Origin of the sequence: Actinosynnema sp. NPDC053489, assembly GCF_044544865.1 — a bacterium.
Taxonomy (GTDB): domain Bacteria; phylum Actinomycetota; class Actinomycetes; order Mycobacteriales; family Pseudonocardiaceae; genus Actinosynnema.
The window spans coordinates 69,190-83,490 of the sequence record NZ_JBITXT010000006.1; the positions used below are offsets into that span (position 1 = coordinate 69,190).

Sequence of the window (14,301 nt, forward strand, 5' to 3'; positions counted from 1 at the left end):
GAGGGAGGTCCGCCATGGAACAGGGATATGCGGTGTTCCTGCTGCTCGGCGTGGTGCTGGTGCTGATCGACGGTCAGCTGATCTATCGCAGCGGCAGGGGGTACATGAGCCGGGCGTACGGCGACCCCGAGGCGGCGAGGTCGATGACGCGCCTGGCGACCGTGCTGTTCCACCTCGTGGTGCTCGGCCTGCTCGCCATCGTGTCGATCATCACCGTCCAGACCGGGGACCCGGTCAAGGACGTCGTGGTGAAGCTCGGCGTCATGCTCCTGGTCCTGGCGCTGGTGCACGCGGTCACCATGATGATCCTGGGCCGCATCCGCGACCGGCAGCTCCAGCAGCAGCTGGCCGACGAGATGGCCGAGGAGCACCGCCAGTACGAGCAGCAGCGGTCCGTGCCGCCGCAGACCCGCGTCGAGGCCCCCGTGCACGGTGCGCCCGCGCCGCGCGTCGGGGTCGCCGAGGCCGAGGTCGACCCCACGCAGGTCAAGACCATCCGGTAGGTCGCGGGGGTCGTCCGCCTGGAGGACTAGGCGGGGGTCAGCCCGTGGCGCGACGCGCGGCCCGTGAGCGGTACCTAACCTTGGTCACGTGCGGCGGCTGAGCCTGTGGATGCGAGCGCACCCGGTCTTCGGGGATTCCCTGATGGCCGGGTTGCTGCTGCTGGCCGACCTGGCGTCGCTGGCGTCCGGCTGGTCGAACGTGGCCGGGACGACGCTGGTGCTCGTCGGCGCGGTGCTCATCGTGCCCGTGGTGTTCCGGCGCAGGCACCCGCTCGGCTCGTCGTACGCGATCCTGTTCGGCGGCGTGCTCCAACTGCTCACCCACGGCGACCTGCGGACCGGGCTGCCGATCCGGATGGCGGACTTCGCGCTCGCCGTCGCGCTGTACACGGTGGTGGCCTACGTCGGCAGGCGGCAGGGCCTGGTCTACGCGATCTGGCTGGCCTTGGGCACGTTCGTGTGGGCGCTGTGGCCGATGGGCGCGGGCACCGAGGCCGCGTTCATGGTGTTCGTGATCGCGGTCGTGTTCGGGTTCAGCTGGGCGATGGGCGAGTTCGTCGGCGCCCGCCGCGCCTACAACAGGGAGCTGGAGCAGCGGCTCAAGCTGCTGGAGACCGAACGCGACCAGCAGGCGCGCATCGCGGTGGGCGAGGAGCGGTCGCGGATCGCGCGCGAGCTGCACGACGTGGTCGCGCACGCGGTGAGCGTCATGGTGGTGCAGGCCGACGGCGCGGGCTACGCGATCCGGTCGAACCCCGACCTGGCCGAGGCGGCGGTGCGGACCATCGCCGACACCGGCCGGCAGGCGTTGACGGAACTGCGGCGGCTGCTGGGCGTGCTGCGGTCGGAGGACCAGTCGGGCACGCAGTGGGTGCCCCAGCCCGACGCGGGGGACCTGCACGAGCTGACCGAGAACTGCCGGGCGGCCGGGCTGCCCGTGCGGCTGGAGACGGCGGGCGACCTGTCCGCGCTGCCCGCGGGCCTCGGGCTGGGCGTCTACCGGATCGTGCAGGAGGCGTTGACCAACACGCTGAAGCACGCGGGCGCGGGCGCCACGGCGACCGTCCGCGTCGCGCAGGCGGGCGACCGGGTCGAGGTGGAGGTGGCCGACGACGGGTTCGGCACGCCGCACGACCTGGTCGCGGTGTCCGGCGGCAACGGGTTGATCGGCATGCGCGAGCGCGCGGGCGTGCTCGGCGGCACGCTGGAGGCGGGGCCGAACCCCGGCGGCGGGTGGCGGGTCCGCGCCGTGCTGCCGCTGGTCCCGTCATAGGGTGCGGGTGGCTTACGGAAGGGACGGCGTGATCCGCGTACTGCTAGTGGACGACCAGGAGCTCATGCGGATGGGCTTCCGGATGGTGCTCGGCGCGCAAGAGGACGTCGACGTAGTCGGCGAGGCCGCCAACGGGCTCGACGCCGTGCAGCTGGCGGACCGGCTGCGGCCCGACGTGGTGCTGATGGACGTGCGCATGCCGGTGCTCGACGGCGTGGAGGCGACCAAGCGGATCGCCGAGGCGGGCACCGCGAAGGTGCTCGTGATGACCACGTTCGACCTGGACGAGTACGCGTTGTCGGCGCTGCGCAACGGCGCGTCCGGGTTCCTGCTCAAGGACACCCCGCCCGGTGACCTGGTGTCGGCGCTGCGCGCGGTGGCCAGCGGCGACGCCGTGGTCTCGCCGTCGGTGACGAAGCGGCTGCTGAGCCGGTTCCTCGGCGAGGGCGGCGGCGAGCTGCGCGACGCGGCGGTGCTGGAGGCGCTGACCGAGCGGGAGCGCGAGGTGCTGGTGCTGATCGCCAAAGGGCTGTCGAACACCGAGATCGCGCGCAAGCTGTTCCTGTCCGAGGCCACGGTGAAGACGCACGTCGGGCGCATCCTGGCGAAGCTGGAGCTGCGCGACCGGGTGCAGGCCGTGGTGCTGGCCTACGAGACGGGACTGGTCCGACCCGGTGACGTCTGACCGGTGACGTCCGACGGGCGACGTCCGACGGGCGACGTCCGACCGGCGACGTCCGACCGGCGACGTCCGACCGGGCCGGACCGCGGGCCACCGGGTCAGCGGTACTTCGACGCGTCCGCCGTCGTCGGGTCGACGCCCGCCTTGTAGACCTCCTCGTACCAGCGGCCCCAGTCCGGTCGGGAACCGTCCAGGTCGGTGAAGCCGTACTCTCGCATGAGGGTCCAGGACGCGAGCGCCTTGCCGGTGAACCGGTGGCGGTCCGGGTCGGCGGCCAGCGCCGCCACGCCGCGCCCCACGTAGCGCGGCGTCTCGGACATCGCGTAGTGCGGCTCCTTGGCGATCGCGTCGCGCCAGTTCTCCTCGGTCACGCCGAAGTGCTCCAGCATCTGCTCCGACCGCAGGAAGCCGGGCGTGACGGCGACCGACGTGCCGCCGAACGGCTCCAGCTCCTTCGCCATCACCGTGCCGATGCGCCGGATCGCGACCTTCACCGAGTCGTAGGCCAGCGACCCGCTGTAGAACTCGTCGCTGTCGCCGTCGGTCACCTCGACCAGCAGCCCGCCCGGCTCGCGCACCAGCAGCGGCAGCAGCCGGTGCAGGGCGACGAAGTGCGCCTCCACGCTGTTGCGCCACATCCGCAGCTGCTTGTCCAGGTCCTGCTCCCAGAACACCCCGAACTCGGTGTCCGCCTCGCCGCCCCACACGTCGTCCACGAGGACGTCCAGCCGACCGCCCCCGTCGGCCTCGATCCGGGCGCGGAACGCGTCCACGTCCTCCGGCACGGTGAAGTCGCACCGCACCGGGACACCGCGCCCGCCCGCCGCCGTGACCAGCTCCGCGGTCTCCTCGATCGTCTCGTCCCGGCCGATCGGCGACTTGCGCCCGCGCGTCGACCGGCCGCCGACGAACACCGTCGCGCCCGCCGCGCCCAGCTCGACCGCGATCGCGCGCCCCGCGCCCCGCGTCGCCCCCGTGACCGCCGCGACCCTGCCCCGCAACGCCGACATCATCTCCCCTTCCACGCGTCCAGCACCGCGTCCACGTCTTCCGCCAGCCGGTCGGCCAGCTCGCCGCGCGGGCGGACGGACCAGTCCATCGACACGCCGTAGAGCAACCCGGTGAGCACCCGCGCCGCGCGTTCCGGTCCCGGACCGCGCGGGAGCTCCACCCCCCGGGCGAGTTCCAGCACGGTCCGCTCGGTCGCCCCGTACAGCTCGGCGAGCAGCGCCCGCAGCTCCGGGTCGATCAGGTCGACGCCGAGCTGGGCCAGGTGGTGCTGCGCCTCGACCGGGTCGGTCAGGTCCTCGAACCAGGTCAGCAGCGCCGCCCGCAGCCCCGCCACCGGGTCCGCCGCCGCGGCCGCCGCCTCGCGCATCCGCCGCACGTTCGCGTCGGACGTCTGCCGGGTCAACGCCCGGAGCAGGCCGCTCTTGGAGCCGAACCGCCCGGCCACCGTGCCCACCGAGACGCCGGCGCGCTCGGCCACGTCGGCGATCGTGAACCCCGGCCCCCGGCGGCCGATCACCTCCGCCGCCGCGGCCAGCAACCGCTCGTCCGTGATCGTCTTCGGTCGTGCCACCCGGTTATTGAACCACGGTTCAATAACCCTCGCCCAGTAGGGTGACACCAGTGACCTGGAGACCCCGCCTCATCGCCCTGGACATCGACGGCACCATCACCCCCGTGGGTCGCGAGGACGTCGCACCGGCCGTGCGCGCGGCCATCGGCCGGGCCGTCGACCGCGGCGCGCACGTGGTCCTCTCCACCGGGCGCAGCCTGGTCGGCACCCGACCCGTCCTCGACGACCTCGGCCTGCGCGACACCACCGCCCTCTGCTCCAACGGCGCGGTCTGGTGGGACACCGGCACCCGCGAGGTGGTCCGCAAGGTCGAGTTCGACCCCGGCCCGTCGGTCGAGCGGCTGCGCGCCCTGCTGCCCGGCGCGGTGTTCGCGGTCGAGCTGACCGGGGTGGGGAACCTGTCGTTCGGCCGGTTCCCCGACGGTGACCTGTGGGGCGAGGTGCGCGAGGTCCCCTGCGCCGAGCTGGTGGCCACCCGCACGTCCCGGCTGGTCGTGCGCTGGGGCGGCCGCACGCCCGAGGAGCTGGCGCTGCGGCTGCTGGACGTGGAGCTGCCCGGCGTGACGGCGTCGTGCGACCACACCGAGCCGTGGCTGACGCTGACGCCGCCCGGCGTGACCAAGGGCGCGGCGCTGGAGGACCTGCGGGTGGCGCTCGGCGTGGCCCGGGAGGACACGCTGGCCATCGGCGACGGCTCGAACGACGTGGAGATGCTGCGGTGGGCCGCGCACGGCGTCGCCATGGGCCAGGCGCCGGTCGGCGTCCGGGAAGCGGCGGACGCGGTGACCGGGACGATCCTGGAAGACGGCGCGGCGGCCGTGCTGGACCGGTACTTCGGCGCCTAGCCGGCCGCGACCCCGAGGACGACCCGGGGCAGGACCGGGGACGACTCAGGGTGAACACGGATTACTACAACCGAGGTAGCGAGGACGATAAGACTGAAGTCGCACCGACGAGTCAACTACAGACCGATGTGCGCGGCTCCCGGATCGGGCAAGGTTCACCACAGTTCCGGGGGATGTCGTCCAGGGGAGAAACCATGATCGAGGCTGTCGGCCTCACCAAGCGCTACGGGAACACGGTGGCGGTGGACAACCTGTCCTTCACCGTCGAGCCCGGTCGGGTCACCGGGTTCCTCGGCCCGAACGGCGCGGGCAAGTCCACCACCATGCGCATGATCCTCGGCCTCGACCGGCCGACCTCGGGCCGGGTGCTCATCGACGGCAAGCCGTACGCGCAGCTGGACCGCCCGCTGCGCACGGTCGGCGCGCTGCTCGACGCCAAGTGGGTGCACCCCAACCGCTCGGCGCGGGCGCACCTGCAGTGGCTGGCCAAGTCCAACGGCCTGCCCGACCGCCGGGTCGACGAGGTCCTCGACATGGTCGGCCTGACCAAGGTCGCCAAGCGCCGCGCGGGCGGCTTCTCGCTCGGCATGTCGCAGCGCCTGGGCATCGCCGGCGCGCTGCTCGGCGACCCGAAGGTGCTGCTGTTCGACGAGCCGGTCAACGGCCTGGACCCCGAGGGCATCCTCTGGATCCGCCAGTTCATGCAGGGCCTGGCCGCCGACGGCCGCACGGTGCTGGTGTCGAGCCACCTGCTGTCGGAGATGGCCCTCACCGCGCAGGACCTCGTGGTCATCGGCCGCGGCAAGCTGATCTCGCAGTCCACCACCACCGAGTTCGTCGAGCGGTCGACCGAGAACACCGTCCGGGTGCGCAGCCCGCACGCGGACCGGCTCGGCGCGATGCTCGTGGACAAGGGCTTCACCGTCCGCGAGGACGCCGACGGCTCGCTCACCGTGTCGGGCGCCCTCAGCGACGAGATCGGGGACATCGCGGCGGCCGGTGGCGTGGTGCTGCACGAGCTGAGCCCGCAGCGCGGTTCGCTCGAACAGGCATTCATGCAGCTCACCGGCGACTCCGTGGAGTACCACGCCGAACTCGCCGAGACGGGGAAGTGACCACCGATGACTCTGCTCGCCGTTGAACGGATCAAGCTCCTCACCACCCGCTCGCCGTGGTGGTGCATGCTCCTCGCGCTCGGGTTGACCATCGGCCTCACCGCGCTGATCTCGGCCAACTGGACCGGTCCGCTGCCGGTGGTCGGCGCGGTGTTCACCCACACGTTCGGCCTGTACGTGGTGATGGTGATGGCGGCGCTCGCGGTCACCACCGAGTACCGGTTCGGCACGATCAAGGCGACGTTCCAGGCCGTGCCCGACCGCATCTCGCCGATGATCGCCAAGGCCGTCGTCGTGATGCTGCTGGCCGGGCTGGTCGGCGAGGCCGCCGCGTTCGGCTCCTGGGGCGTGAGCTGGCTGCTCGCCGACGACACCTCGCAGCTCGCGCTGACCACGGCCAACGACTGGCGGCACGTGGCGGGCGTCGGCCTGGTCTACGCGGCGGGCGCGCTGCTCGCCCTGGGCGTGGGCGCGCTGGTGCGGCAGACCGCGGGCGCCGTGTCGATCATCCTGGTGTTCGCGCTGGTCATCGAGAGCGTGGTCGGGTTCATCCCGAACATCGGCGACGACATCCAGAAGTGGATGCCGTTCACCGTGGCCGGCAAGTTCGTGCTCGGCGACCCGGACCCGAGCCCGATCCCGGACGGCGCGGGCCCGCTCGCGGTCGGCGAGCTGAGCCCGTGGGGCTCGTTCGCCTACTTCGCCGGCATCGCGCTGGTGATCTTCGTCATCTCGCTCGTCGTGGTGAAGCGGCGCGACGCCTGACGAGGGGAGCCCGCGCCGCCGGTGACGGGGACCGGCGCGCGGGCGGCCGGGGAAGGGGGAGCCCGGGTCACCCTTCGGGGAGGTGGCCCGGGCTCCCCTGCCCTACGTTTCGGCACGTGCGGTTGATCGGACGGGAGATGTCATGATCGAAGCGAGCGGCCTCACCAAGCACTACGGCACGACCGCGGCCGTGGACGACCTGTCGTTCACAGTGCGCCCCGGGCGCGTCACCGGCTTCCTCGGCCCGAACGGCGCGGGCAAGTCCACCACCATGCGGATGATCCTGGGCCTGGACAGCCCGACCCGCGGCCGGGTCACCGTGCGGGGGCAGGACTACCGGTCGCTGCGCGAGCCGCTGCGCGTGGTCGGCGCCCTGCTGGACGCGAAGTGGGTGCACCCCAACCGGTCGGCCCGGGCGCACCTGCAGTGGCTGGCCCGCTCCAACCGCATCCCGGACCGGCGCGTCGACGAGGTGCTGGAGGTGGTCGGCCTCACGCAGGTCGCCAAGCGCCGCGCGGGCGGCTTCTCGCTCGGCATGTCGCAGCGCCTGGGCATCGCCGGCGCGCTGCTCGGCGACCCGGAGGTGCTGCTGTTCGACGAGCCGGTCAACGGCCTGGACCCCGAGGGCATCCTCTGGATCCGCCACTTCATGCACCGGCTGGCCGAGGAGGGCCGGACCGTCTTCGTGTCCAGCCACCTGCTCTCGGAGATGGCCCAGACCGCGCAGGACCTGATCGTGATCGGGCGCGGCAGGCTCATCGCGCAGACCACGACCGAGCGGTTCATCGCCGACGCCACCGAGGACACCGTCCGCGTCCGCTCGCCGCACCTGGACCGGCTGCGGGAGCTGCTGGCGGGCCACGCCCGCGTCACCGAGGCGGCGACGTCGGACGGCGCGCTCGTCGTGCACGGGGTCGAGCCGTCGTTCATCGGCGAGCTGGCCGCGTCGAACGGCGTCACGCTGCACGAGTTGAGCCCGCAACTCGGTTCCCTCGAAGAGGCGTTCATGCAACTCACGAAGGAATCGGTGGAATACCACTCGACCGAGTGACCGGTTCTCGCGCCGCGGCCCGGGAAACGGATTCCCGGGCCGCGACCCGGGTCAGTGCCGGTCGCCGCGCCAGAAGTCGTCGGACGGCGGCGGGATTTCCGTGACGACCGGCGCGTGCGGTCGCCTCATTCGACTCCGCCGGGCCAGCAGGACGCCCGCCACGGCCACCACCGCGCCCACCGCGGTCAGCCCGCCGAACGCCACCAGCAACCGCGTGCCGCCGTCGGTCCCGGTCGGCGGCGCGGCCCGGTCGTCGCCGGGCGCGGGCGGCGGTGCCGGCTCGGACGAGGGCGCGCGCGGCGGCGCGAGCGGGTTGTGCTCCACCCGCGGCACGTCGGCGGTCAGCGCGGCGACCGGGTTGACCAGGCCGAACCCGGTCACGGTGTCCCGGCCCGGCGCCAGCAGGTCGGTCGCGGTGGCGACCAGCCGGTTCACCACGTTGCCCGCGTCCAGCTCCGGGTAGCGGGCGCGCACGAGCGCCGCCGCGCCCGAGACCAGCGCCGTCGCCGCGCTCGTGCCGTCCACCTCGGCGTAGCCGCTGTCCACGACCTTCGGCGGCACGGCGGTCACGATGCGGCGCGCGGGCGCGGCCAGCACGGTCTCCGGACCGGTGTTCGACTCCGGCCACGGCCCGTTGCCCTCGATCGTGCCGGACACCGCGATGACGCCCTTGATGTTGGCGGGCGCGCCCACGTGCTCGTCGCCGTCGTTGCCGGTGCCCGCGACCACCACGGCGTCGTGGTCGAACGCGTAGTTGACCGCCCGCAGCAGGTCGGGCGTGAGCGTGGCGAGCGAGGTCAGGGACAGGTTGACCACGTCGGCGCCCTGGTCGACGGCCCAGGTCACGCCCTCGGCGACGGACGCGGTGGTGAACTTGTCGCCGTCCGCGCCGACCGACACCGGCAGGATCCTCGCGGCCGGTGCCACACCGAGCGCGCCACCGCCGACGGCCCGGCCGGCGATCAGCGTCGCCATGGCCGTGCCGTGTCCGTCGTTGTCCTCGGTGCCGTCCGTGCCGCTCGCGGAGCCGAACCCGGCGCCCGGCAGCAGCGCGCCCGCGAGGTCCGGGCGCGTGTCGTCCACGCCCGAGTCGACCACCGCCACGACGACGCCGTCACCGCGACTGGTGGCGTGCGCGGCCGGGATGCCCAAGGCGGCCAGGTGCCACTGCTGCTCCTCGATCGTCTGCGCCCGGGCCGTGCCCGGGAGCGCCAGCGCGACCAGCACGGCGACGACCGCCGCTCTCCCCGTCACCCAATTCCCCCTGTGTTCGGCATCACAGATATTCCATGTCGTTCGTGTTTCACAGTTCAGGATTCCGGCAGTCGGAGTAAGCCTCTCGTTAAGACGTCGTGAACTCCGGCACAGCCCCATGACAAAAGCTTCTGAAACGGGTCAGATGGAAAGCGCGAATCGTGAGGCGGGCGCCCCTGCCCGCACGCGAATTCGGATACCCCCCGTCAAGGAACCCCCCGGAGGTGAACCCGTGACGGTGCTTGATCCGGACCTGAACGCCGAGGACTCGGCAACCGGGTCGAACGAGCTGCCCGGCAAGGGCCTGCCCAGTCAACGCGACCACACCCTTCGCGTCGAACCGCTGTTGGCGTTGGAATGGTCCCACGCCATCGAAGCCGCGGGAGGCGTCGGCCTGGCCGACTCGCCCGCCGAGAGCCGTCGGGCCTGGATCCACCGGGCCGACGAGCAGCAAGTGCTCGCCATGTTCCGAGCGGTGGGCCCCGACGCACCCGCGCCGTGGTGGCTCAGGGCCCTGGACCGGGGCAGGATCGCCTCGCGCGCGGAGGCGTTCGCCCTGGAGGACGAGGTGACCCGGTTGCTGGGCAGCCGACCGGGTTGGGTGTTCGTCCCGTGGGCGAGCGAGGGCGAGGTCGGCTACTGGGAGTTCGTGCCGTCCGAGAGCGGCGTGTACGGGCCCGCGGAACCGACCACCGTGCAGTTCACCGACCGGCACCCCGGGTTCGTGGACCTGCTCCCGGCGCACCGGGGACCCGGTCGGCGCCAACCCATCGAGTTCACCCCCGCCGAGCTGCGCGAGCAGATCGAGGACCTGGAGAGCATCGCCTAGCGCACCACCTAGGCTGTACGCCCGTGACGTCCAGCCACCAGCGACCGCCGCACCACCGATCCGTCGTCAGCTACGTGCAACGCGGCGAACGGATGACCGTGGGGCAGCAGCGCGCATGGGACCGCCACTGGGAGCGCTTGGGCCAGGAGGTCAAGGCGCTCCCGGCCGGTCCCGTGCGCTTCGACGAGTGGTTCGGGCGCGAAGCCCCGGTGGTCCTCGAGATCGGCTCCGGCATGGGCGAGACCACCTCGCAGCTCGTCGCCGCCGCGCCCGACGTCAACTACGTCGCCGTCGAGGTCTACAAGCCCGGCCTCGCGCAGCTGCTGCTGCGCGCCGAGGCGCTCGACGTGACCAACCTGCGGGTCCTGCGCGGTGACGCGGTCGACCTGCTCACCGAGCACGTGGAGCCCGGCGCGCTCGCCGAGGTCCGGATCTACTTCCCCGACCCGTGGCCGAAGAAGAAGCACCACAAGCGCAGGCTCGTGCAGCCGGAGTTCGTGCGCCTGGTCGCCACCCGCCTGCGGGTCGGCGGCACGCTGCACCTGGCCACGGACTGGGAGGAGTACGCCGAGCAGATGCTCGAGGTGTGCTCCGCCGAGCCGCTGCTGCGCAACCGGCACGACGGGTGGGCGCCGCGACCGCCGTGGCGCCCGGTGACGAAGTTCGAGCAGCGGGCCGTCGAGGAGGACCGGGTCAGCCACGACCTGATGTTCGAGCGGGTGGAACTCACCTGACCGTGGCATAAAGTCCCGGCTCCACCGGGTCGACGCGACGACTCCGCGTGGATTCGTCACCGGATCGAGTGCGATTTGTCGATCACCCGATGTGCCCCGTCTGGCAGTGACGGGTGACCCGGCTCCGCAACTACGGTTGCCGTCCGTGACCGCAGTGGACAACGGACCGACCACCTTCGACGTGGACGCGGCGGAGGGGTTCCTCCGCATGTTCCACGTCGCCCACCCCGAGGCCGGGCCCGTCGGCGGCCGGCTGGCCCGGGTGCGCGAGGAGATCGCCGACACGGGCACCTACCGCCACACCGCCGAGGAACTGGCCTACGGCGCCCGGGTCGCGCTGCGCGACTCCGGCTGGTGCACCAGCGGCGTGCCGTGGCGGCGGCTCAAGGTCCGCGACCTGCGCGGCCTGCGCAACGCCGCCGCCGTGGCCGCCGAGTGCGTCGAGCACCTGCGCCTGGCCACCAACGGCGGCGAGATCCGCCCCCTGGTGACGGTGTTCGCGCCCGACGCGCCGACCGCGTCCGGGCCGTGCATCTGGAACGAGCAGCTCGTCCGCTACGCCGGTCATGCCGACGGCTCCGGCGACCGCCGCTACCGCGGGTTCACCGACGCCGTGCGGGGGATGGGGTGGCGCCCGCCCGCGCCGCCCGGTCGCTTCGACCTGCTGCCGCTGGTCGTCGAGACCGCGCACGAGGGCGTGCGGCTGTTCGCGGTGCCGCCGGACGTGGTGCACGAGGTGCTGCTGGAGCACCCCGAGCTGCCCTGGTTCGGCCGGCTCGGCCTGCGCTGGCACGCCGTGCCGGTGATCACCAACACGCGCCTGGTCATCGGCGGCGTCACCTACCCCGCCGCGCCGTTCAACTCGTGGTTCGTCGGCTCCGAGATCGGCGCCCGGAGCCTCGCCGACGAGCACGCCTACGGCGCCGCCCGGCCCGTCGCCGAGGCGTTGGGCCTGGACACGTCCGCGGAGCGCTCGCTGTGGCGCGACCGCGCCGTGGTCGAGCTGAACCGGGCCGTGCTGCACTCGTTCGACCTCGCGTCGGTCACCATCACCGACCACCACGCGGAATCGCTGCACCGGCTGTCGTGGCTGCGCTCGCGGCAGCGCCACTCCGGCAACCGGCCCGCGTTCCGGCTCGACCCGGTGGCGGCCCGCCGCGCCCGCGCCGGCGGTCCCGCCCGCTTCTCACCCACCCCCGAGGAGACGACCCGGCCCCACCAACCCGGCCGGCTCGCCGAACTGCTCCGACGCCGCGCCGAGGGCGGCTGACCCCCTCAGCGCTGGGAGTCGACCAACACGCCCGCCAACGCCATCAGCACCAGCACCAGCAGGCCCAGCACCGCACCCGCCCACGTGGCTACCACTCCGAACATGGTGTCCTCCCGTTCCCCGACTCGCCCCTCCAGAGTCACCCCGGGATTCGTCATCCGACATCGGCCACTGGTGTGTTTCGGTGCGCGTTCGGGTCAGCCTGGCGGTTGACGGACCACCCGACCGGGGTTGGACGCGCCCCGCACCACGACCACCTACGGTGAGGTCCCGTGGAGAGCACTCACCTCGGTTGGCGGACCCTCCTGCGCCGCCAGTGGCCGCTGGCGTGCGCCCTGCTCTTCTTCCTCGGCGGCGAGGTGCTCGGCGAGGCCGCCTGGTGGCAGCTGCCCGGCACGGCCGCGGTGTGCGCGCTGGCCGTGCTCGCGCCGCGCCGCCCGTTCGACGCGGCGCTGACCGCGGCCACCGCGGTGGCCGTGACCTCGGTCGTGCTGCGGCTGCTGGACGTCGCCCCCGTGGTGCCCGCGATCGGCGGCCTGGTCATCTCCGAGGCCGCGGCGGTGATGGCGGTCGTCGCCGTCGTCGTGCGGCAGGAGCCACTGGGGCGCGCCGCCGTCGCGGTCGCCGTGCTCGTCGCGGTGTCCGCCGCCACCGGGGTGGTGCGGCCGGACTACTGGTCGCGGTACTGGCCGCAGACCTACGCCGGCCCGGGCCCGTGGGAGCAGGTGGTCGGCGGCGCGGTGCTGCTGGCGCTCTCGCTGGGCACCGGGCTGTACTTCCGCGCCCGCGACCGGGAGCGCTCGACCGCGGTGCGGGCCGAGGTGGCGGCGGCGCAGCACGCCGAGCGCATGGCGCTGGCGCGCGAGCTGCACGACGTGGTCGCGCACTACGTCACCGGGATGGTCGTGCACGCCCAGGCGGCGCAGGCCGTGCCGGCGGCGGCGGGCGAGGCGCTGCCGATCATCGTGCGCAGCGGCAACGAGGCGTTGGCCGAGATGCGCCGGCTGGTCGGCACGCTGCGCGGCACGGAGGCCGACGCGCCGACCGCGTCCAGCGACCTGGCCGACGACGTGCGCGGGGTGGTGGAGCGGTCCGGGCAGCCCGTGCGGCTGCACGTCGACCTGCCCGGGTCCGTGCCGCCGTCGTTGGGCCGTTCGGTGCTGCGGCTGGTGCAGGAGTCGCTGACCAACGCGCGCAAGCACGCCGAGGGCGCGTCCGCGGTCGACGTCTCGGTGTCCGTTTCGGACGGTGCGGTGCACGTCGTGGTGGCCGACGACGGGCGCGCGCGCAAGGCCGCGCCGGTCGGCGGGTCCGGCGGCTACGGGTTGGTGGGCATGCGGGAGCGGGTCGAGCTGCTGGGCGGCCGGTTCAGCGCGGGTGCCCGGCCGGGCGGCGGCTGGGAGGTCCGCGCCACCCTGCCCGTGGTCCGCTGACCGGCCGCACCGCCCGACCGCACCGCGCGCCGGTTCATCCCGCGGTGGGGTGGGACGCGGGCAGTTCGACGGGCAGCGGGTAGGTGAACGCGTGCGCCGGGTCGTCCGGGTCGAGGTGGCGGTCGGCCACGGGGCGGCGGGCGCGCGGGCCCCGGTCCTGGTCGGGGATCGTCGGCCGGTAGTCGCCCAGCCAGCTCGTGACGTCCCCGGTGAGCCTGGCGTTCTCGGCGTGCAGCTGGCGCACCTGGTGCTCCAGCTCCGCGATGCGCGCCTCCGCGTCGCGGTGCACCCGCACCACCGTCCACAGCATCTCGTACGCGCTCGACTCCCGGTCCGGCAGCGCGTCCGGCTCCGGTTCGACGTCGAACCCGACGCCCTCGGGCACCGGCAGGCCGTGCCGGCGCGCCCACTCCGGGCCGCCGATCATCGAGGTCGTGATGGGGTCGACCGACGGGTCCAGCCAGCGCGGCCGCGGGTCGTCCGGCGCCTCGCCCGTGACGAGGCGGTGCAGGTGGCGGGCCGTCGCCAGGACCTGCGGCGCCCTCGCCGGGTGCACGGCGGCGTCGACGAGGCTCACCACCCGGTCCCACGGCGGGACGCTGTCCGGCCGCGCCTGCACGCCGATCCAGCGGGTCACCTCGGCCCGGACCGAGCCCAGCGACCGGCCGTGCGCCCAGTGCTCCGGGTTCCGCGCCGCCCGCCGCAGCACCCGCCGGTACGCGGTGCCCAACCGGCCGTGCTCGTCCACCAGGTGCACCAGCAGGAACAGCGCGAGCCACCGCCGTTCCCGGGACAGGCCCGGCTCGGCGAAGTCCGCCTCCGATCGCAGGACCGCCGCCGCGGGCTCCCCCCTGCCGCGCCGCTCGACGGGTTGGGCACTAGCACCGTTACGAGCCACCGTCACTCCTTCGCCGGATCAGCGGGACCACCACCTCTCCCAACTTTTCGGAGATTACGACCGACCT

Annotated in this window: 15 protein-coding genes; 11 read left to right on the plus strand and 4 right to left on the minus strand. The window is 73.4% G+C overall.

Annotation, left to right across the window (positions count from 1 at the left end):
- Window positions 1–14: 14 nt before the first annotated feature.
- From ACIGNX_RS15155 to ACIGNX_RS15165, 3 genes are all read left to right on the plus strand, one after another.
- Window positions 15–503 (plus strand): hypothetical protein, encoded by a 489-nt coding sequence (locus ACIGNX_RS15155; RefSeq protein ID WP_396540270.1) that lies wholly within the window; start codon window positions 15–17, stop codon window positions 501–503.
- A gap of 109 nt (window positions 504–612) precedes the next feature.
- Window positions 613–1,776 (plus strand): sensor histidine kinase, encoded by a 1,164-nt coding sequence (locus ACIGNX_RS15160; protein ID WP_396541037.1) that lies wholly within the window; start codon window positions 613–615, stop codon window positions 1,774–1,776.
- Between the two features lie 28 nt (window positions 1,777–1,804).
- Window positions 1,805–2,461 carry a response regulator transcription factor gene (locus tag ACIGNX_RS15165; protein WP_106616155.1) on the plus strand — a complete coding sequence of 219 codons (657 nt, stop codon included), beginning with the start codon at window positions 1,805–1,807 and terminating at the stop codon, window positions 2,459–2,461.
- A gap of 95 nt (window positions 2,462–2,556) precedes the next feature.
- Here ACIGNX_RS15165 and ACIGNX_RS15170 read toward each other — a convergent pair whose 3' ends face one another.
- Together ACIGNX_RS15170 and ACIGNX_RS15175 are read right to left on the minus strand one after the other, a co-directional pair.
- The gene (locus ACIGNX_RS15170; RefSeq protein WP_396541039.1) at window positions 2,557–3,468 is read right to left on the minus strand and encodes an SDR family oxidoreductase; all 912 of its coding nucleotides are present in this window, start codon (window positions 3,466–3,468) and stop codon (window positions 2,557–2,559) included.
- The gene (locus ACIGNX_RS15175) at window positions 3,468–4,040 is read right to left on the minus strand and encodes a TetR/AcrR family transcriptional regulator (RefSeq protein WP_396540272.1); all 573 of its coding nucleotides are present in this window, start codon (window positions 4,038–4,040) and stop codon (window positions 3,468–3,470) included. Before ACIGNX_RS15175 ends, ACIGNX_RS15170 begins: the two co-directional genes overlap by 1 nt.
- Window positions 4,041–4,090: 50 nt before the next feature.
- Between ACIGNX_RS15175 and ACIGNX_RS15180 the strand changes: the two genes are divergently transcribed.
- From ACIGNX_RS15180 to ACIGNX_RS15195, 4 genes are all read left to right on the plus strand, one after another.
- The gene (locus ACIGNX_RS15180; RefSeq protein ID WP_396540274.1) at window positions 4,091–4,885 is read left to right on the plus strand and encodes an HAD family hydrolase; all 795 of its coding nucleotides are present in this window, start codon (window positions 4,091–4,093) and stop codon (window positions 4,883–4,885) included.
- A 194-nt stretch (window positions 4,886–5,079) separates the two neighbouring features.
- Entirely contained in the window at window positions 5,080–6,000 is a 921-nt protein-coding gene (locus ACIGNX_RS15185) for an ABC transporter ATP-binding protein (RefSeq protein WP_396540276.1), read from the plus strand.
- Between the two features lie 6 nt (window positions 6,001–6,006).
- A complete protein-coding gene (locus ACIGNX_RS15190) occupies window positions 6,007–6,765 on the plus strand; it encodes a hypothetical protein (RefSeq protein WP_396540278.1) in 759 nt (252 codons plus the stop codon).
- Between the two features lie 142 nt (window positions 6,766–6,907).
- Complete coding sequence (locus ACIGNX_RS15195) at window positions 6,908–7,816, plus strand: ABC transporter ATP-binding protein (protein WP_396540280.1); 909 nt, start codon at window positions 6,908–6,910, stop codon at window positions 7,814–7,816.
- A 51-nt stretch (window positions 7,817–7,867) separates the two neighbouring features.
- Here ACIGNX_RS15195 and ACIGNX_RS15200 read toward each other — a convergent pair whose 3' ends face one another.
- A complete protein-coding gene (locus ACIGNX_RS15200) occupies window positions 7,868–9,070 on the minus strand; it encodes a S8 family serine peptidase (protein WP_396540282.1) in 1,203 nt (400 codons plus the stop codon).
- A gap of 232 nt (window positions 9,071–9,302) precedes the next feature.
- Between ACIGNX_RS15200 and ACIGNX_RS15205 the strand changes: the two genes are divergently transcribed.
- From ACIGNX_RS15205 to ACIGNX_RS15220, 4 genes are all read left to right on the plus strand, one after another.
- Window positions 9,303–9,899: a hypothetical protein gene (locus tag ACIGNX_RS15205; protein ID WP_396540284.1), complete on the plus strand. Its 597-nt coding sequence runs from the start codon at window positions 9,303–9,305 to the stop codon at window positions 9,897–9,899.
- A gap of 92 nt (window positions 9,900–9,991) precedes the next feature.
- A complete protein-coding gene (gene trmB / locus ACIGNX_RS15210) occupies window positions 9,992–10,633 on the plus strand; it encodes a tRNA (guanosine(46)-N7)-methyltransferase TrmB (RefSeq protein WP_396541041.1) in 642 nt (213 codons plus the stop codon).
- A gap of 145 nt (window positions 10,634–10,778) precedes the next feature.
- Window positions 10,779–11,903: a nitric oxide synthase oxygenase gene (locus ACIGNX_RS15215; RefSeq protein ID WP_396540286.1), complete on the plus strand. Its 1,125-nt coding sequence runs from the start codon at window positions 10,779–10,781 to the stop codon at window positions 11,901–11,903.
- A 272-nt stretch (window positions 11,904–12,175) separates the two neighbouring features.
- Complete coding sequence (locus tag ACIGNX_RS15220; RefSeq protein ID WP_396540288.1) at window positions 12,176–13,336, plus strand: sensor histidine kinase; 1,161 nt, start codon at window positions 12,176–12,178, stop codon at window positions 13,334–13,336.
- A gap of 34 nt (window positions 13,337–13,370) precedes the next feature.
- Here ACIGNX_RS15220 and ACIGNX_RS15225 read toward each other — a convergent pair whose 3' ends face one another.
- Window positions 13,371–14,234, minus strand: coding sequence for a hypothetical protein (locus ACIGNX_RS15225; RefSeq protein WP_396540290.1), 864 nt, complete (start codon window positions 14,232–14,234; stop codon window positions 13,371–13,373).
- Between the last annotated feature and the right edge of the window lie 67 nt (window positions 14,235–14,301).